This window comes from Mycobacterium sp. DL440, from assembly GCF_011745145.1.
In the GTDB taxonomy this organism is placed as follows: domain Bacteria; phylum Actinomycetota; class Actinomycetes; order Mycobacteriales; family Mycobacteriaceae; genus Mycobacterium.
The window spans coordinates 3,364,121-3,381,079 of the sequence record NZ_CP050191.1 but is presented as its reverse complement, the minus strand read 5'-3'; the positions used below and the strand labels follow the sequence as shown (position 1 = coordinate 3,381,079).

The 16,959-nt window shown below is 66.8% G+C and carries 15 protein-coding genes; 11 read left to right on the top strand and 4 right to left on the bottom strand.

The window, feature by feature from the left end; genetic code table 11:
* Nucleotides 1-51: 51 nt before the first annotated feature.
* The 4 genes from HBE63_RS16255 to HBE63_RS16240 are packed head-to-tail and all read left to right on the top strand — an operon-like array spanning nucleotide 52 to nucleotide 4,097.
* Complete coding sequence (locus HBE63_RS16255; protein ID WP_166905660.1) at nucleotides 52-1,422, top strand: class I adenylate-forming enzyme family protein; 1,371 nt, start codon at nucleotides 52-54, stop codon at nucleotides 1,420-1,422.
* Nucleotides 1,400-2,248 (top strand): acyl-CoA dehydrogenase family protein, encoded by an 849-nt coding sequence (locus HBE63_RS16250; RefSeq protein ID WP_166905659.1) that lies wholly within the window; start codon nucleotides 1,400-1,402, stop codon nucleotides 2,246-2,248. Before HBE63_RS16255 ends, HBE63_RS16250 begins: the two co-directional genes overlap by 23 nt.
* Nucleotides 2,235-3,332, top strand: a complete 1,098-nt coding sequence (locus tag HBE63_RS16245; RefSeq protein ID WP_166905658.1) for an acyl-CoA dehydrogenase family protein — start codon at nucleotides 2,235-2,237, stop codon at nucleotides 3,330-3,332. Before HBE63_RS16250 ends, HBE63_RS16245 begins: the two co-directional genes overlap by 14 nt.
* The gene (locus HBE63_RS16240) at nucleotides 3,333-4,097 is read left to right on the top strand and encodes an enoyl-CoA hydratase/isomerase family protein (protein WP_166905657.1); all 765 of its coding nucleotides are present in this window, start codon (nucleotides 3,333-3,335) and stop codon (nucleotides 4,095-4,097) included.
* Nucleotides 4,098-4,169: 72 nt separating this feature from the next.
* Here HBE63_RS16240 and HBE63_RS16235 read toward each other — a convergent pair whose 3' ends face one another.
* On the bottom strand, nucleotides 4,170-4,910 hold the full coding sequence (locus tag HBE63_RS16235) for an SDR family NAD(P)-dependent oxidoreductase (RefSeq protein ID WP_166905656.1): 741 nt from the start codon (nucleotides 4,908-4,910) through the stop codon (nucleotides 4,170-4,172).
* A 24-nt stretch (nucleotides 4,911-4,934) separates the two neighbouring features.
* Nucleotides 4,935-5,699 (bottom strand): SDR family NAD(P)-dependent oxidoreductase, encoded by a 765-nt coding sequence (locus HBE63_RS16230; RefSeq protein WP_166905655.1) that lies wholly within the window; start codon nucleotides 5,697-5,699, stop codon nucleotides 4,935-4,937.
* Nucleotides 5,700-5,778: 79 nt separating this feature from the next.
* Between HBE63_RS16230 and HBE63_RS16225 the strand changes: the two genes are divergently transcribed.
* Nucleotides 5,779-6,939: a thiolase family protein gene (locus HBE63_RS16225; protein ID WP_166905654.1), complete on the top strand. Its 1,161-nt coding sequence runs from the start codon at nucleotides 5,779-5,781 to the stop codon at nucleotides 6,937-6,939.
* Nucleotides 6,940-6,950: 11 nt separating this feature from the next.
* Nucleotides 6,951-7,829 (top strand): methylmalonyl Co-A mutase-associated GTPase MeaB, encoded by an 879-nt coding sequence (gene meaB, locus HBE63_RS16220; RefSeq protein ID WP_166905653.1) that lies wholly within the window; start codon nucleotides 6,951-6,953, stop codon nucleotides 7,827-7,829.
* A 24-nt stretch (nucleotides 7,830-7,853) separates the two neighbouring features.
* On the opposite strand, the gene HBE63_RS16215 is transcribed toward meaB, so the two are convergent.
* A complete protein-coding gene (locus tag HBE63_RS16215; RefSeq protein ID WP_166905652.1) occupies nucleotides 7,854-9,512 on the bottom strand; it encodes an FAD-dependent oxidoreductase in 1,659 nt (552 codons plus the stop codon).
* Between the two features lie 6 nt (nucleotides 9,513-9,518).
* On the bottom strand, nucleotides 9,519-10,244 hold the full coding sequence (locus tag HBE63_RS16210; protein ID WP_166905651.1) for an IclR family transcriptional regulator: 726 nt from the start codon (nucleotides 10,242-10,244) through the stop codon (nucleotides 9,519-9,521).
* Nucleotides 10,245-10,374: 130 nt separating this feature from the next.
* Here HBE63_RS16210 and HBE63_RS16205 point away from each other — a divergent pair, with 130 nt between their 5' ends.
* From HBE63_RS16205 to HBE63_RS16185, 5 genes are read left to right on the top strand one after another with little or no spacing between them, the layout of a single operon-like run.
* Complete coding sequence (locus tag HBE63_RS16205; RefSeq protein ID WP_166905650.1) at nucleotides 10,375-11,286, top strand: alpha/beta fold hydrolase; 912 nt, start codon at nucleotides 10,375-10,377, stop codon at nucleotides 11,284-11,286.
* The gene (locus tag HBE63_RS16200; RefSeq protein ID WP_166905649.1) at nucleotides 11,283-12,965 is read left to right on the top strand and encodes a bifunctional 3-(3-hydroxy-phenyl)propionate/3-hydroxycinnamic acid hydroxylase; all 1,683 of its coding nucleotides are present in this window, start codon (nucleotides 11,283-11,285) and stop codon (nucleotides 12,963-12,965) included. The genes HBE63_RS16205 and HBE63_RS16200 overlap by 4 nt, the downstream gene beginning before the upstream one ends.
* Nucleotides 12,922-13,845, top strand: a complete 924-nt coding sequence (locus HBE63_RS16195) for a 3-carboxyethylcatechol 2,3-dioxygenase (RefSeq protein WP_243858739.1) — start codon at nucleotides 12,922-12,924, stop codon at nucleotides 13,843-13,845. Before HBE63_RS16200 ends, HBE63_RS16195 begins: the two co-directional genes overlap by 44 nt.
* Entirely contained in the window at nucleotides 13,842-15,653 is a 1,812-nt protein-coding gene (locus HBE63_RS16190) for an FAD-binding protein (protein WP_166905647.1), read from the top strand. Before HBE63_RS16195 ends, HBE63_RS16190 begins: the two co-directional genes overlap by 4 nt.
* Nucleotides 15,650-16,957: an LLM class flavin-dependent oxidoreductase gene (locus tag HBE63_RS16185; protein ID WP_166905646.1), complete on the top strand. Its 1,308-nt coding sequence runs from the start codon at nucleotides 15,650-15,652 to the stop codon at nucleotides 16,955-16,957. The genes HBE63_RS16190 and HBE63_RS16185 overlap by 4 nt, the downstream gene beginning before the upstream one ends.
* The last annotated feature ends 2 nt before the right edge of the window (nucleotides 16,958-16,959 follow it).

Below are 16,959 nucleotides of genomic sequence, written 5' to 3'. Positions count from 1 at the left end.
TTCTCGGCGTGCTCGACGCACAGCAGAGTCTCGGGAGAGGGGTTGTAGATCTTGACTGACCCCGCCGTGCTCGCGTTCGACGACCGTGAGTACACCCTGGCCGAACTCGACGCGCTGACCAGTGGGATGGCCACCGCGCTGGAGCACCGCGGCGTACGTCCGGGTGATCGCGTCGCCATGATGTCGTCCAACCGCCCCGAGTTCGTCGTGGCACTGCGGGCTATCTGGGGCCTGGGTGCGGCGGCCGTACTGATCAGCCCGGCATGGAAAGCAACCGAGGCCGCGCACGCCCTGGCTCTGACCATGCCCAGCCATGCGGTGGGAGATCACGAGGTGCTGGCCTCGCAGATGCCGATGCTGCACCTGGACGAGCCGATCACCCCGGGACTGCGGCAGTTCGACTCGCCCGATCTGGATGCCGACGCGCTGTTCGTCTTCAGCTCGGGAACCACCGGCCTGCCCAAGGCGGTGCGGCACACCCATCGCGGGTTTGCCGCGGCCATCGAGCATTGGCGCGACGCACTGGGTTTCACCTGTGCCGATCGCATGCAGATCATGACGCCGCCGTCGCACATCCTGGGCCTGCTCAACATCGCCATGGCGCTGGACACCGGGGCCTGGATGCGTCTGCACCGCCGATTCGACATCGATGCCATGCTGCGCCACATCGAATCCGACCGGATCACGATCGAAATGGCGGTGGCACCAATCGCTTTGGCGCTGGCCGCGCATCCCGATCTGGGCCGTTACGATCTGTCGTCACTGCGCTACGTGATGTGGTGTGCCACCCCGGTGACCCGCAGCGTCGCCGACGCCGTAACCGAACGGTCCGGGATCCGGTGGCTGACCGCCTATGGCACCACCGAGCTTCCGGTGATCGCGTGCAATCCGCTGGACGCCACCCACATCGACACCGTGGGTACGCCGGTGCGCGGGGTGGACGTACGCATCGGCGAGGACGGCGAAATCCAGGTGCGGTCGGATTCGGCGATGGCCGGGTATCTACCCAAGGACGCTACCGCGGGCGCATTTTGCGACGGCTGGTACCGCACCGGCGACATCGGCTACCTCGACGACGACGGATACCTGCGCATCACCGACCGCTCCAAGGAGATGGTCAAGGTCCGCGGCTTCCAAGTGGCGCCGGCCGAGATCGAAGCGGTGCTGCACGGACATCCGGCGGTCACCGACTGCGCCGTGTTCGGTGTGGCCGATGCGGCCGACGGTGAGGCCGTGGTGGCCGCCGTGGCGACAAGTTCTGCGGTGTCGGCCGAGGAACTCATCGATCTCGTCGGTGAGCGGCTGGCCTCGTACAAGCGGCCCAGCCGCGTGGAGTTCGTAACCGACATACCGCGGTTACCTTCCGGAAAGGTATTGCGACGAGTGCTGAAGGAGCGGCATGGACGTTCGTCTGACGTCTGAACAGCAGCAGCTGCGAGAGGCCGCAGCGAAACTGGCCGACGACCTGGGACCGGATGCGGTCCAGGAATTGTCGGATGAGAGCCGGATCGCCCGGTTGGAAAGTACGGTCGCTGCCACCGAGTGGCGCACCCTGCGTTCCGACGGCGCCTCCGGTGTGGAAGTGGCGATCGTCGCCGAAGAGTTCGGGCGCGGTCTGGTCGACGTGCCGTTCCTCGGGCCTGTGCTCGCGGACGATCTGGCTCGTCGGCTCGATCGTGAGGTGAAGGTGGTCGGCTTGCGAGAGTCTCGCGGGGGCGAGGCCGCCACCGCCGGTGTGGATCTGACCCGCAGCACCGCGGGCGCTGTCGAGTCGCCCGCCGAGCTCGGCGAACTGTCGGACGAGGACGCCCTGCGCTGGCGGGCGCTGGCGCTCGCCGCCACGAGCGCCGACCTGGTCGGTGCCGCCCGCGGTGTGCACGCGCTGGCCGTGGACTACGCGAAAGTCCGTGAGCAGTACGGCTCGACGATCGGCTCGTACCAGGCTGTCGCGCATCTGCTCGCCGAGGGGCTCGCCCTGATCGAGGGATCGATCAGCGTGCTACGTCATGCGGCGTGGGCTGTCGACGAGCTGCCGGCAGGCGAGGCTGTCCGCGCCGCAAAGATCGCCAAGGTCTACTGTGCGCGCGCCGCACGGACAGTGTGCGAGACGGCGATTCAGGTGCATGGCGGCATCGGAAACACCTGGGAATGCCTGGCGCACGTGTACTTGCGCCGGGTTCTGGTGGCCACCGAGTTGTGGCCCGTCAAGCTGAAGGACTTGGAGGTCAGTGATCTTGGACTTTCGTGATTCATCTGAGGAAGCCGCCTTCCGGGACCGGTTGCGGACCTGGCTGGCCGACAACGCCGCGTCCTTCAAGGCATCGGGCGACGATTACTGGGCGCGCATGGGGGAGTGGCATCAGGCCCTCTATGCCGCAGGGTTTTTCGGCACTTCGTGGCCCAAGGAGTTCGGCGGCCAGGACCTGGCGCCGGTTTACGACGTCATCGTCGACGAGGAGCTGGCCCGGGCCGGTGCTCCGCCCCGGCCCAGCCTCGGCTATCTGGTGGTGGGCCTTGGCCACCACGGCAGCAAGGAACTGCAGCAGCGGTTCCTGCCGGGCATGATCAATGGCACCGAGCGCTGGTGCCAGGGCTTTTCAGAACCCGGTGCGGGTTCTGACCTCGCGTCGTTGACGACGACGGCGACGCGCGATGGCGACAACTACGTCATCAACGGTCACAAGATCTGGACGAGCTATTCCGACGTGGCGGACTGGTGCCTGGTGCTGGCCCGCACCGACAAGGATGTCGCGCGACACAAAGGTATCTCGGCGTTCATCGTGTCGATGCACCAGGACAGCATCGAACAGCGGCCGCTGCAGATGATCAACGGTGTCACCACGGAGTTCGGGCAGGTGGCGTTCGACGGTGCGGTGGTGCCGGCCTCGAACATGGTGGGTGAGCCGGGCGACGGTTGGCGCCTCGCCATGACTGTGGTCAGCCATGAGCGCGAACCGTCGACCCTCGGCTATTCGGCGCGCTACGGAAAGCTCGTGCGGGAGATGGCCTCTCGGGTCGAAAGCGCTGGCGGCAATGTTCCCGAAGACCTCGCCTGGGCCGGAGTGCAGGCCGAGATGCTGCGCCTGCATGTGCGACGCCGGCTGTCCGAACAGCTCGACGGGCTCAAGCACGGTCCGGACGGCTCGCTGGACAAGCTGCTCATGACCTGGGTCGAGCAGTCCGTCGGGCACGCTGCACTCTCGGTAGCCGGAACCACGGACCCCGAGCTACTCAGCGCGTATCTGTACAGCCGGGCGCAGAGCGTCATGGGTGGTACGTCGCAGATCCAGAAGAACATCATCGCGTCACGAATCCTCGGGCTGGGAGTCTAGATGTACGGAATGCCAGAAGAAATCGATGTGCAGGCCGACGGTGCCCTGCGCATCATCACGCTGAACCGCCCCGATGCACTCAACGCGGTCAACGACAACCTGCATGTCGGGCTGGCGCGGCTGTGGGAAGCGCTCAATGAGGATGCCGACGCGCGTGCGGCAGTGATCACCGGTGCGGGACGGGCATTTTCGGCCGGCGGGGACTTCAATTACCTCGACGAGCTGCGTCGCGACGAGGCGTTGCGCCAGAAGACGATCAAGCACGGTCGTGACCTCGTCATCGGCATGGTGCGGTGCCGGATCCCGGTCGTGGCCGCGGTGAACGGCCCGGCAGTGGGGCTGGGATGCAGCCTGGCCGCGCTGTCCGACGTCGTCTACATGGCGGAGACCGCGCACTTCGCCGATCCGCACGTGCAGATCGGCCTGGTGGCCGCCGACGGAGGTCCTCTGGTGTGGGGCTCGCAGATCAGCCTGTTGCAGGCCAAGGAGTTTGCGCTGACGGGTGTGCGGATCAAGGCCCAGCGGGCACTGGAGCTCGGTCTGGCCAATCATGTGGTGGAGGATCCGCTTTCGGAGGCGATCGCCTGCGCCAAGAAGCTCATTGACCTGCCCAAGCAGGCGGTCGAGGCCACCAAACGGTTGATGAACATCCAGCTGGAGCAGCAGGTGATGGCGTCGCTGGACTACGCCAACCTTGCCGAGTACGTCTCGTTCGGCACTGCCGATTTCAATCGGATCGTTGATGGCCTGATCGCCAAGGACTGACACCAGCCCCGCGAGCAGACGCAAACCCGTACCTTTCCAAGCGAAAAGGTACGGGTTTGCGTCTGCTCGGCGTCAGAAGGTGAGGGCTTCGGAGCGCTGGACGGTGCCGGTGACACCACTGGCATCTTGACCGGCCAGTCGTACGGCCGCGCGGCCCATGGCTTCTGGCGGCTCGACCATCTCGTCCGGGATCTGCAGCCCGCTGCCGCCGGCCTGCCAGCCTTCGGTCAGCACCACCCGTGAGGGGCTCAGGCAGTTGACCGCGATGTTGTCGTCGCGCAGCTCAGCGGCCAGGCCGAGATACAAACGCTCGGCTGCGGCCTTGGACACCCAGTAGGCGTTGGCACCGTGCTCGACCATATCGACGCCGGTCGTGGTGATCGCGATGAGCGACCCGCCGCCACGCTTGCGCACCTCGGGGATGACGGCCTTGGTCACCAGGAACACACCGGTGAGGTTCACGTCCAGGCACAATTGCCAGCGCTTGAGCGGCGTCGTCTCGATCGGGCCGAGCCACAGCACACCGGCATTGGCCACGAGGATGTCGATACCGCCGAATTCCGAAACTGTGCGGGCGACAGCTTTGTTCACTGATTCCTCGTCAGTGACGTCGCAGGCGACCGGCAGAGCCCGCCCGCCCGCATCGTTGACGGCCGCGGCCACCGATCCGATGGTGCCGGGCAGCTTGCCCTGCTCCTTCGAACGGGCCGCGACCGCGACCGCGGCCCCTTCGGCGGCCAGTGTTCGAGCGATGGTGGCGCCGATACCGCGGCTGGCCCCGGCGACGAAGGCAACCTTTCCGGTCAAGGTCATCGCGACAGACTATTACTTGGGCTATTACTTGGGCGGGAAACGCAATGCCCCATCGAGGCGGATGATTTCGCCGTTGAGGTAGTCGTTTTCGATGATGCTCTGCGCCAGCTGGGCATACTCGGTCGATCGGCCCATCCGCTTGGGGAACGGCACCTGCGGACCCCAGTACTGCTCCAGCTGATCAGCGGCCTTGCCGTAGGCGGGGGTGTTGATGGTGCCAGGGGCGATCGTGCAGACCCGGATGCCCAGCGGCGACAGGTCGCGCGCGGCGACGAGCGTCATGCCGAGGACGCCGCCCTTGGCGGCCGAGTAGGGCAGCTGGCCGATCTGGCCCTCGTACCCGGCGATCGATGCGGTGTTGACGATGACGCCGCGGCCGCCTTCCTCCAGCGGTTCGGTCTTGGCGATCGCCGCGGCCGACAGTCGCATGACGTTGAACACCGCGGTCAGGTAGAACTCGATGGTCTTCTTGAAGCCGTCGAGATCCAGAGGGGACCCGTCCTTGCCGACGAGACGGCCGCCGGCGGCCGGGCCGCCGTGGGTGTCTACCGAGATACGGAGCGGGGCAAGGGCTTCAGCCTCAGCGATGGCCGCGAGCACGGACTCCTCGGAGGTGGCGTCGGTGGGCACATAGCGCACCCCCAACTCGTTCTCCAGCTTGGCGCCCTTCTCGTCGGCCAGGTCTGCGACGACCACCTTGGCGCCCGCTGCCTGCAGGCGGCGGACGGTCGCTTCTCCCAAGCCGCCCGCACCGCCGACGACGATCGCAGAACTCCCGGCGATTTGCATACGGTTCCCCTTCTTGCAACTGACACTCTCTGACTGCGAGAATAGCATTCTCTTACCGGGTGAACCAGGGAGCAGATCAATGCCTGAAGCCGTCATCGTGTCCGCGTTGCGTACCGCCATCGGCACAGCAAAGAAGGGCACGTTGCGCGATACGGATGCCTACGAGCTGGCCGACCACGTGGTGCGGGCAGCGTTGGAGAACATGCCTGCCGACCTCACCGGATCAGTGGACGACGTGATTCTGGGCGAAGGTCTGTACGGCGGCGGCGTCATCGCCCGTCACGCTGCGATCACCGCCGGCCTCACCACGGTCCCCGGTGCGTCGATCAACCGGCACTGCGCGGCCGGGCAAGCCGCCGTGCAGAGCGCCGCGGCCAGCATCCGCGCCGGGATGGACCAGTTGATCCTGGCAGGCGGGGTCAACTCGGCCTCCACCTCACCGCGGTTCATCCGGGCGGCCAGCAGTGCGAAGGATGCCGAGTGGGTGAACTGGTTCCCACCCACCCATCCGGACCGACCGGATGCGCCGAACATGGACATGTCGATCACGGTCGGCTGGAACGCCGCGGTGAAGGCCGGGGTGAGTCGCGAGGAGATGGATGAATGGGCGCTGGGCTCACACCTCAAGGCCGTCGCGGCGATCGACGAGGGCCGGTTCTCCGAAGAGATCGTCCCGATCAACACGCCTCACGGTCTCTTCGACACCGACGAGCATCCGCGCCGTGACACCACCGTGGAGAAGCTGGCCGCGCTCAAGCCGCTGCATCCCGAGATCGACGGATTCTCCATCACTGCAGGCAATGCGTGCGGCGCCAACGACGCGGCGGCACTGCTGACCATCGCCAGCGACGAACTCGGATTGCCGGCCCTGGCCACCATCAAGTCGTGGGCCTCGGTGGGCGTGGACCCGGCCTCGACCGGGCTGGCGCCCGTTGAGGCGATCACCAAAGCCCTTGGCCGGGCCGGTCTTTCACTGTCCGACGTGGACCTGTTCGAGATCAACGAGGCGTTCGCGGCGATGTGCGTCGCCACCATCAAGCTGCTCGACCTCAACCCCGAGATCGTCAACGTCAGCGGCAGCGGGTGCTCGCTGGGCCATCCGGTGGCCGCCACCGGGGCTCGCATGCTGGCCACCATGGTCCATGAGTTGCGCCGGCGCGGGGGAGGTATCGGCGTGGCCGCGATGTGCGCCGGCGGCGGTATGGGCTCGGCGACGGTCATCGAGGTGCCTTCGTCGTAGTGTCAACCGTGATGGCGAAGTACAACATCGAAGAACTCATCACCGCGGCGCGCGGCGGATCCCAGCGTGCCGTGGGGCGATTGCTGAGCTTGGTCGAAAGCGACCGTCGCGACGAGGTTCTGGCGGTGCTCGGCCCGGCATCTCCGCGCGTCATCGGGATCACCGGCCCGCCTGGGGCCGGAAAGTCGACGACGGTCGGCGCTCTCGTCGGCGCGTACCGAGAGCGCGGTCTGCGGGTCGCCGTGCTCGCGGTGGATCCGTCGTCCCCGTACAGCGGGGGTGCGCTACTGGGCGACCGGATCCGGATGGCTGCCCACATCAATGACCCCGACGTGCTGATCCGGTCGGTGGCCACCCGTGGGCATCTGGGCGGACTGGCCGCCGCGGTACCCGCGGCGATCCGCCTGCTGGCCGCCTTGTCCTACGACCTGATCGTGCTGGAGACCGTAGGTGTGGGGCAGTCGGAGATCGAGATCGCCGCGATCGCCGACCCGACGGTGGTGATACTCAATCCCGGTGCGGGGGACGCCGTGCAGGCTGCCAAGGCCGGGCTGCTTGAGGTCGCCGATCTGGTGGTGGTGAACAAGGCCGACCGCGAGGGGGCCGATCAGACCGCCCGCGACCTGCGGGCCGAGGCCAGCGTGCCCGTACTCAAACTTGTTGCAGCCCAAGGGGATGGGCTGACCGAGCTGGTCGAGGCCATCGACGCCCACCACCGGTCCGACACTGCGGCGCGGCGCGCCGCACGCGCCCGGACCCAGATCCTTTCGCTGGCCCAGACCTTGCTGCGCAACCACGGCGAGCTGGACGGGCTGGCCGCCGCCGTGGCCGACGGCACCACCGACCCGTACAGCGCTGCGGCGCAATTGATCGCGGATTCAGCCGGGTAGCGCCCGGACCCGGGCCGTAGCTGATCAGCTCACCGACTTGCCCGTCGCTGCGGCGCACCCTGCGCGATAACCGAACACCATTGCCGGGCCCAGGGTGCCGCCTGCGCCACCGTAGGCCTTGCCGGTCACCCCGCCCATCGCATTGCCCGCGGCGAACAGTCCCGGGATCGGGGCGCCGCTGACGTGCAGGACCCGGCCGTCCCGGTCGGTGCGCGGGCCGCCCTTGGTGCCCATCGCGCCGATCTTGACCGGAACCGCGTAGAACGGCGCGGTGTCGAGCGGACCGAGCGTCTGGCCGGCCGGGGTGGCCGCCGAATTGTCGCCCCAGTACCCGTCGTAGGCACTGGATCCTCGGCCGAAATCCGGGTCGATCTCGGCGGCGACGTTGTCATTCCAGCGGCCCAGGGTGGCGGCCAGGCCCTCGGCGTCGATACCGGTCTTGGCGCCGAGTTCGGCGAGCGAGGCGGACGCGCAGAACCAATCCGGTACCGGCTCACCGGGTTCCACGCCGAGGAAGCCGTAGCGCTGGAGGTGCACGGAGTCGAACACGATCCAGGCCGGATCGTTGGCGTAGCCGAGCTTGGGGTCGAGGTACTGGAATGCTCCGGCCATCGAGTTGTATTCGCCCGCCTCGTTGAGGAAGCGCTTGCCGGCCCGGTTGACGATGACGCTGCGGGGCCGGGTGCGTTCCATGCGCACGCTGCGGCTGCGGGGGTGACCGTCGATGGTGTCGCCGGGGAGTTGCACGATCGGAACCCACCACGCCTCACCCATGTTGGCCAGGTCGGCGCCGTGTGCCATGGCCATCCGCAGCCCGTCGCCGGTGTTGTTCGGAGGTGACACCGCGCCGCGCATTGGGCCGCGCAGGTAGGCCTCGACCAGCTTGGTGTCCCATTCGAAGCCGCCGGTGGCCAGTACCACGCCGTTGCGGGCGCGGACACGAACGTCGGTGCCGCCGGAGCTGCTGAGACCGATGAGTACCCCTTCGATGCCGTCGGCATCACCGATCAGCTCAACGGCCCGGGCCTCGGTGACCGGTTGGATGCCCCGATCGAGCAGGCCGCGCAGGAGGCCGGCGATCAGTGCGGTACCGGCGACACACAGGTCGGCGTCGGGATCGTCGTGCACGGCGTGAATGCGGGCACGGGTTTCCGCGTCGATGCCGACGTTGCTGAAATCCGCTGGAAAGGAGGTGATCCGGTCCCGCCAGTCACCGAGCTTGGCGAGGTCCACAGGGCCGGCGCTCAGCGACCGGCCACCGCCGGGCCGTCCACCCGGCAGTTCGGGCTTGTAGTCGGGAAATCCCTCGGCGACGGCGAATCGCAGTTCGCTGTGTTCCTCGACGAAATCGAGCATCGCCGGGCCGGTCCGCACGAAAGTGTCCACCAGGTCGGTATCCAGGTAGCCGAGCGATTGGGCGTGCAGATAGTCCACCGCGTCGGAGACCGGCAGCGGCCCGTCGGCGCTGCGGTCATGCGAGGGGATCCACACGATGCCGCCGGAGACCGCGGTCGTGCCGCCAACCGTGGGTGCCTTCTCGTAGATCGCGACCGACGCGCCGTTGACCGACGCGGTCAGGGCCGCGGTGAGTCCGGCGCCACCGCTGCCCAGTACGACGACGTCGACCTCGCTGTCCCAGTCGACTTCGTTGTTTCGGTGAGACTCGGTACGGGTCACAGTCATTCCCTTTCAGTACAGGATCGCCGATAGTTCGTTTGCCGCTCGGACCACCGCGTCTTTGCCGCCCAGCACGACGTCTTCGCGGTGCGAGATGAGGTTGATGCAGGTGGGCGGTGACGGCAGGCGTCGGCGCACGGGAACCGCCAGGCCATAGGTGTCAGGTTCGATCTCGCCGTGGGTGATCACCCAGCCTTGTTCGCGGGTTTGGCGGACGAGTTCGCGTTCGCCCGGGCGCGCCGGCATGCTCGCCAGCAACGCCACCCCGGCCGCACCACGCTCGAGCGGGTGGCGGCTGCCTTCGTGGAACGACAGTTGGTAGAACACCTGCGTCGGGACGATCACCGCGACGGCCACTTGTTGATCGCCTTCGGCTACCAGCAGTGACACCGTGCTGCCGAGTTCGTCGGCGAGTGCGCGCAGGGTCGGGACGCTGAGTTGGCGCATGTTGTTGTCGAAGGACGAACCGAGTGCTGCCAGCCCGGCGCCGGGCCGGTAGCGACCGTCCTCCCCCTTTGTCACATACCGGAATTGGCTCAGGGTGGCCAGCAGCCGGTAGGCGATCGTGCGGTGGGCGCCGACGTGGTCGGCGACCTGTTGCACGGTGAGCCCGGTCGGGGCTGCGGCGATCGCTGCGAGCGCGCTCAATCCGCGCGCCAGAGTTTGTGAACCGGGCACTCCGGTGGGAGAGCCGTCGGTCTTCGTTTGTGCCTGCGGCTGGGTTGCCTTGGCCGGCATCGCGCCCCTCCTTGACAGATAGAACCGCGAGAGTGATGCTCTGATAATAGTGCACTCACATGTGCGCTATATGAGCAAAGTGCTTACAAATTTGGAGAATATCATTCTCCCTACCTCCGGAGAGGGGATCATGACAAGCACTGCCGCCGGGCCGGCATCCGGTTCCGTTTCGGCCGCCGGGCACGAGAGCGTCTGGGCTGACCTGCAGGGCGTGGCGTTCAAGCAGGGCTACCTCGATGTGGGCGGGGTCCGTACCCGCTACCTGCATGCCGGTGACCCGAAACTGCCCGTGCTCGTTCTGCTGCACGGGTCGGGCGGACACGCCGAGGCGTATGTGCGCAACCTGGAATCCCACGCCGCGCACTTCTCGACGTGGTCGATCGACATGCTCGGACACGGCTACACCGACAAGCCGGGCCACCCGCTGGAGGTGTCGCACTATGTCGATCACCTGATCGGCTTCCTCGACACGATCGGCGCGCAGCGCGCCCACATTTCAGGTGAGTCGCTGGGCGGCTGGGTGGCGGCGCGGGCCGCTGCCGATCATCCGGATCGCGTCGACCGGTTGGTACTCAACACCGCCGGTGGCTCACAAGCCGACCCCGCGGTGATGAAGCGGATCATCACGCTGTCGATGGCGGCCGCGGAGAACCCGAGCTGGGAAACCGTGCAGGCCCGGATCAAATGGTTGATGGCCGACAAGACAAAGGATTACGACGACATCGTGGCCAGCCGGCAGGCGGTGTACCGCCAGCCCGGTTTCGTCGCCGCGATGAGCGACATCATGGCGCTGCAGGATCCGGAGATCCGGGACCGTAACTTACTGGGGGAGAAGGAATACGGTTCGATCACCGCGCCCACGCTCGTGTTGTGGACCAGTGACGACCCGACTGCCGACGTCAGCGAGGGACGGCGCATCGCCTCGATGATCCCGGGTGCGCGGTTCGAGGTGATGCCCGACTGCGGGCACTGGCCGCAGTACGAAGACCCCGAGACCTTCAATCGGCTGCATCTTGATTTCCTCCTCGGGAGATCGGCGTGACCGACCAAGAGGTCGACGTCGTCATCGTCGGGGCCGGGCCGGTCGGCCTGACCCTGGCGAATGTCCTTGGAATTCAGGGTGTCCGGACGCTCGTGGTGGAGGAACGCGACACCCTCATCGATTACCCGCGTGGGGTCGGTCTCGATGACGAATCGCTGCGTACCTTCCAGTCCATCGGGCTGGTGGAGGCGATCCTTCCGCACACCGTGCCCAATCAGATCCTGCGGTTCTACGACGGAAGTCGCCGGCTGCTGGCTGAAATGGCGCCTCCGGACGCACGATTCGGCTGGCCGAAGCGCAACGGGTTCGTCCAGCCACTGGTCGACGCGCAACTGCTGGCCGGGCTGGACCGGTTCGAACACGTGCAGGTGGCCTGGGCGCGCCGGATGGAATCGGCCGTCGAGACCGCCGACGGAGTGAATGTCGACTTCGGCCCCGATGCGCCCGCGGTACGTGCGCGCTACGTGATCGGGTGCGACGGCGGACGCAGCGCCACCCGCGCCATGATGGGCGTTTCGTTCGACGGCACCACCTCAGCGACCCGCTGGGTGGTGGTCGATTTGGAAAATGACCCGCTGGGGCACCCGAACAGCGAGGTCGGTGCCGACCCGGACCGGCCGTACGCCTCGATCTCGATCGCCCACGGTATCCGCCGGTTCGAGTTCATGATCCACGCCGACGAAACCGACGAGCAGGCCGAAGATCCCGAGTTCGTGGCACGGCTGCTGGCACCGTTCGTCCCGCATCCCGACAAGGTCGACGTGATCCGTCGCCGTGTCTATACCCACCACTCCCGCATCGCGGGAAACTTTCGCAAGGGCCGGTTCATGCTTGCCGGCGACGCCGCGCACCTGATGCCGGTGTGGCAGGGCCAGGGTTACAACAGCGGCATCCGGGACGCGGCGAACCTGGGCTGGAAGCTGGCCGCGGTGGTCAACGGACAGGCCGGCGACGCACTGCTGGACAGCTACGACACCGAACGCCGCAAGCACGCGCGGGCCATGATCGACCTGTCCACCTTGGTGGGCCGGGTCATCTCGCCCACCAATCGCAAGATTGCGATGTTGCGGGACAAGCTCATTCGCGGAGCATCGGTGGTCCCGGCGCTCAAGCGCTATGTGCTGGAGATGCGGTTCAAGCCGATGCCGCGCTACGACCAGGGCGCGGTCTACCACCCGAAGGCGCCGACGCCAGACGCCCCCGCCGGCACCTTGTTCATCCAGCCGCGGGTGGACACCCGCGAGCAGTCGAACGTGTTGCTCGACGATGTGATCGGGCTGAACTTCGCGGTGCTGTGCTGGAACAACAATCCGCGCGCATTGCTCGGAGAGCAGGCCTATCAGCGCTGGAAAGCCCTGGGCGCGAAGTTCATTGCAGCCCGGCCACAGACCCAGTTGTTCTGGACCGGGCACGATGCGGACGGAGATGACGGCTCGGTGGTGATCGTCGGTGACCGCACCGGTGCGCTCAAGTCCTGGTTCGACGGGCACGCCGAATCGGTGCTGGTGCTGCGCCCCGACCGGTGCATCGCCGGGGCCGACATCGCCCAACGTGCCCCGGAATTGAGCACCGCCCTGTTCGACGTACTGCATGTGGTGGAGGGAGGAGTGAACGATGCCGGTAGCCCTGTGCTGTATGTCCCACAGCCCACTGCTGAACCTTCCGGGACCGTCGGCTGATCTCCTCGACGAGATCGCTTCGGCTCTCGCCACCGCGCGGGAGTTTGTTGCCGACTACGACCCCGAACTCGTCGTCACCTTCTCGCCCGACCACTACAACGGGTTCTTCTACCGGTTGATGCCGCCCTTCTGCATCGGCACCGCCGCGGCAGGAGTGGGGGATTACGGGACGTACGAGGGTGCGCTCGACGTGGCCGGCGATATAGCTCAGCAGTGCGCCGAGGCGGTGTGGGAGTCCGGGGTCGACGTCGCGATCTCGACGAGCATGGACGTCGACCACGGCACCGTGCAGCCGCTGCAGGAGTTGTTCGGTGAGGCGACCGCGCGTCCCATCGTGCCGATCTTCATCAATTCCGTTGCCACCCCACTCGGTCCGCTGTCGCGGTCCCGGGCACTGGGTGCGGCAGTGGGTGCCTTCCTGGCAACCCTTGACAAGCGGGTGCTGGTGCTGGGTTCCGGTGGGCTGTCGCATGATCCGCCGGTGCCGACGCTGACCACCGCGCCGCGGGCAGCGCTGGACCGGATCGTGCACGGGGTCCCGATGACCGCGGAACAGCGCATGGCTCGGCAGAACGCGGTGAGCCAGGCCGCCCGAGACTTCGCCCGCGGAGACAGCGCGCTACGGCCGCTGAATCCCGACTGGGACCACAGCCTGCTGGAGATCTTCGACGAGGGGCGGTTGACCGATCTGGACGGTTGGTCCAACACCTTCATCGCCACCGAAGGGGGCAACTCGGCCCATGAGATCCGTACCTGGGTGGCCGCATTCGCGGCGCTTGCGGCCAACGGGCCGTACCGGACCGGAAGTCACTTTTACCGGGCGGCACCGGAATTGATCGCAGGATTCGCAATCAGGACGGCGGTAGGAATCGCAGCATGACTTCAGACACCACTGCACAGACGGCCGATGAAGGCTTCGACGAAACGGTCGACGTGCTCGTCATCGGTTCCGGGGGCGGCGGCATGACGGCTGCGTTGGCAGCCGACGCAGCCGGCCTCAAAACCCTCGTGGTCGAAAAGTCCTCCCACTTCGGCGGTTCGACCGCGCTTTCCGGCGGCGGCATCTGGGTGCCCGGGGCGCCGTCGCAGCGCCGCGCCGGCTATGTGCCCTCTCCGGACGGGGTGTTCGACTACCTCAAGCAGATCACCGAGGGCACCGTCAGCGATGCCAGGCTGCGCAAGTACGTCGAGGCGGCGCCGGAGATGATGGACTTCCTCGAGCACAACAGCGACTGGTTCGAGTTCGTCTGGAAGCCCGGCTACGCCGACTACTACCCGGAGCTGCCCGGCGGCTCCGCACAGGGCAGCACCATCAACGTCCCAGCCATCGACCTACGCAAACTCGGTGAGTACGAGCAGGAGCTGCTCGCCCCGCTGGCCCTCGCGCCCAAGGGAATCTGGTTTGCGCCCAAGGACCTTCGGCTGTTCTACCAGGTCCGGCAGAACTGGCGTGGCAAGGCCGTGCTGCTGAAGCTGATCTGGCGGATGGTGCGGGCCCGGGTGTTCGGTGACCGGATGGCAGCCATCGGCCAATCGCTGGCGGCCCGGATGCGGCTCGCGCTCAAGCAGCACGACGTGCCCCTGTGGCTGGATGCACCGATGACGTCGCTGATCACCGGTGCGGACGACGCAGTGCTCGGCGCGGTCATCGAAAGGGACGGCAAGGCGCTGCGGGTCCGGGCTACCGGGGGAGTGATTCTCGCCTCCGGCGGCTTCGACCATGACTTCGCATGGCGCAAGGAGCATCTGCCGGTGCTCGAGAAAGACTGGAGTTTCGGCAATCCAGCGGCCACCGGTGACGGTATCCGCGCCGGTGAGAAAGCGGGTGGTGCCACCGATCTGCTCGATGAGGCGTGGTGGTTCCCGGCCATCTGCTGGCCCGACGGCCGGCTGCAGTTCATGCTCAACGAGCGCATGATGCCGTCGCAGTTCGTGGTCAACGGTGAGGGCAAGCGGTTCATCAACGAGGCCGCGCCCTATATGGACTTCGCCCACGCGATGATCGAGGGCCAGCAGTCCGGGGTGGGTCACATCCCGTGTTGGCTGGTTACCGACATCGACTCGTTCCACCGGTATGTGGTGGCCGGGCACCTGCCCATCCCGAAGATCCCGTTCGCCCCGGTCCCCACCGGGCGCAAGGTGCCTCGGGCCTGGCTGGACTCCGGTGTCGTCGTCGAGGCGAACAACTGGGAAGAGTTGGCGCGCGAGATCGGTGTACCCGCAGAGAATCTGCGGGCCACCGCGGAGCGGTTCAATCAGTTGGCGCAGGCCGGTCACGACGACGATTTCAACCGCGGTGACAGTGCATACGACAACTACTACGGGGACCCGACCCTGCCCAACCCGAATCTGCGTCCACTCGGCAGGCCGCCGTACTACGCGTTCCAGATCATCCTCGGCGACCTGGGCACCTCGGGCGGACTGCGCACCGACGAGAACGCGCGGGTCCTGCGTGCCGACGATTCCGCCGTGGACGGGCTCTACGCGGTGGGCAACGCATCGGCGGCGGTCATGGGCCGCAGCTACGCCGGAGCGGGCGCGACCATCGGGCCTGCGATGACCTTCGGGTACGTGGCAGCCAGACACATCGCCGATCTCCAAGCTGAACAGCTTGTTGCACAACCTGTTTCACACGTCGCCAATCAAATCCAGGACAACGTCAGCAACACCCCAGGAGGAAACCGATGAAGATTTCGCTGTTCTACGAGTTCCCACTGCCCCGGCCGTGGTCGGAGGATGACGAACATCAGCTGTTCCAGCACGGCCTGACCGAGGTCGAGGCGGCCGACGAGGCCGGTTTCTCCACCGTCTGGCTGACTGAGCACCACTTCCTGGAGGAGTACTGCCACTCCACCGCGCCGGAGATGTTCCTGGCCGCGGCCAGTCAGCGCACCAAGGACATTCGGTTGGGTTTCGGTGTCATGCACCTGCCCCCGCCGATCAACCACCCGGCCCGGATCGCCGAGCGGGTCGCCACCCTGGATCACCTGTCCAACGGGCGCGTGGAGTTCGGCACCGGTGAGGGATCATCGGTGGCGGAGCTGGGCGGTTTCGATATCGATCCGGCCGACAAGCGCACCATGTGGGAAGAAGCCCTGGAGGTGTCCATCCGCTGCATGACGGAAGCCCCCTTCACCGGTTTCAAGGGCGAGCACGTCGAGATGCCTGCCCGCAACGTCATTCCCAAGCCGCTGCAGAAGCCGCACCCGCCGGTCTGGGTGGCCTGCACGCGGCCGTCGTCGGTGCAGATGGCGGCCCAGAAGGCCATCGGTGCGCTGAGCTTCGCCTACACCGGCCCCGAAGCGCTCAAGGAGCGGGTCGACGGCTACTACAAGGAATTCGAAGAGCAGGGTGCACCCATCACCCCGGCGATCAACCCCAACATCCTGGCCATCGGCGGCGACCTGTCGATGATGGTGGCCAAATCCGACGATGAGGCCCTCAAGCGCCTGGGCACCGGCGGCGGCTTCTTCTCCTTCGGGATCATGCACTACTACCTGACCGGCATGCACACCCCCGGCCGCACCAAGGTGTGGGAGCGCTACCAGGAGGCGGTCAAGGAGGATCCGACACTGGCGTACGGCCCCGGCCGCGGTGCGATCGGATCGCCCGACACCGTGCGTGAGTTCCTGCGCAGCTACGAGGCGAGCGGGGTCGACGAGATCATCCTGCTGCTCAACCCGCGCAGCCACGAAGGCACCATGGAGTCCATCGAGATCATGGGCAAGGAGATCCTGCCCGAGTTCATCGAGCGGGATGCAAAGGCGGTGGCGGACAAGGCCAAGCGCCTGCAGCCGGTGATCGAGAAGGTCGAGGCCCGTCGCCGTCCGTCGGACGCCCCGCTGTTTGACGAGACCTACTCCTTCGGTGGTCTGCCCACCGGGCGCGACAAGTTCACCGCCGGTGAGATTCCCGAGGCGATGGCCGAGATCAACGAGGGCCGGGTCAAGGCAGCGCAGGCGGACAAGGCAGCCCGAGAAACTGCCGGCTGAGC

What these genes read in the sequence shown, in the direction of transcription:
- HBE63_RS16250 (WP_166905659.1), top strand. Translation starts at nt 1,400, where the DNA reads ATGGACGTTCGTCTGACGTCTGAACAGCAGCAGCTGCGAGAGGCCGCA.
- HBE63_RS16240 (WP_166905657.1), top strand. Translation starts at nt 3,333, where the DNA reads ATGTACGGAATGCCAGAAGAAATCGATGTGCAGGCCGACGGTGCCCTG.
- HBE63_RS16235 (WP_166905656.1), bottom strand. Translation starts at nt 4,910, where the DNA reads ATGACCTTGACCGGAAAGGTTGCCTTCGTCGCCGGGGCCAGCCGCGGT.
- HBE63_RS16230 (WP_166905655.1), bottom strand. Translation starts at nt 5,699, where the DNA reads ATGCAAATCGCCGGGAGTTCTGCGATCGTCGTCGGCGGTGCGGGCGGC.
- HBE63_RS16225 (WP_166905654.1), top strand. Translation starts at nt 5,779, where the DNA reads ATGCCTGAAGCCGTCATCGTGTCCGCGTTGCGTACCGCCATCGGCACA.
- meaB (WP_166905653.1), top strand. Translation starts at nt 6,951, where the DNA reads ATGGCGAAGTACAACATCGAAGAACTCATCACCGCGGCGCGCGGCGGA.
- HBE63_RS16215 (WP_166905652.1), bottom strand. Translation starts at nt 9,512, where the DNA reads ATGACTGTGACCCGTACCGAGTCTCACCGAAACAACGAAGTCGACTGG.
- HBE63_RS16210 (WP_166905651.1), bottom strand. Translation starts at nt 10,244, where the DNA reads ATGCCGGCCAAGGCAACCCAGCCGCAGGCACAAACGAAGACCGACGGC.
- HBE63_RS16205 (WP_166905650.1), top strand. Translation starts at nt 10,375, where the DNA reads ATGACAAGCACTGCCGCCGGGCCGGCATCCGGTTCCGTTTCGGCCGCC.
- HBE63_RS16195 (WP_243858739.1), top strand. Translation starts at nt 12,922, where the DNA reads ATGTCCCACAGCCCACTGCTGAACCTTCCGGGACCGTCGGCTGATCTC.
- HBE63_RS16190 (WP_166905647.1), top strand. Translation starts at nt 13,842, where the DNA reads ATGACTTCAGACACCACTGCACAGACGGCCGATGAAGGCTTCGACGAA.
- HBE63_RS16185 (WP_166905646.1), top strand. Translation starts at nt 15,650, where the DNA reads ATGAAGATTTCGCTGTTCTACGAGTTCCCACTGCCCCGGCCGTGGTCG.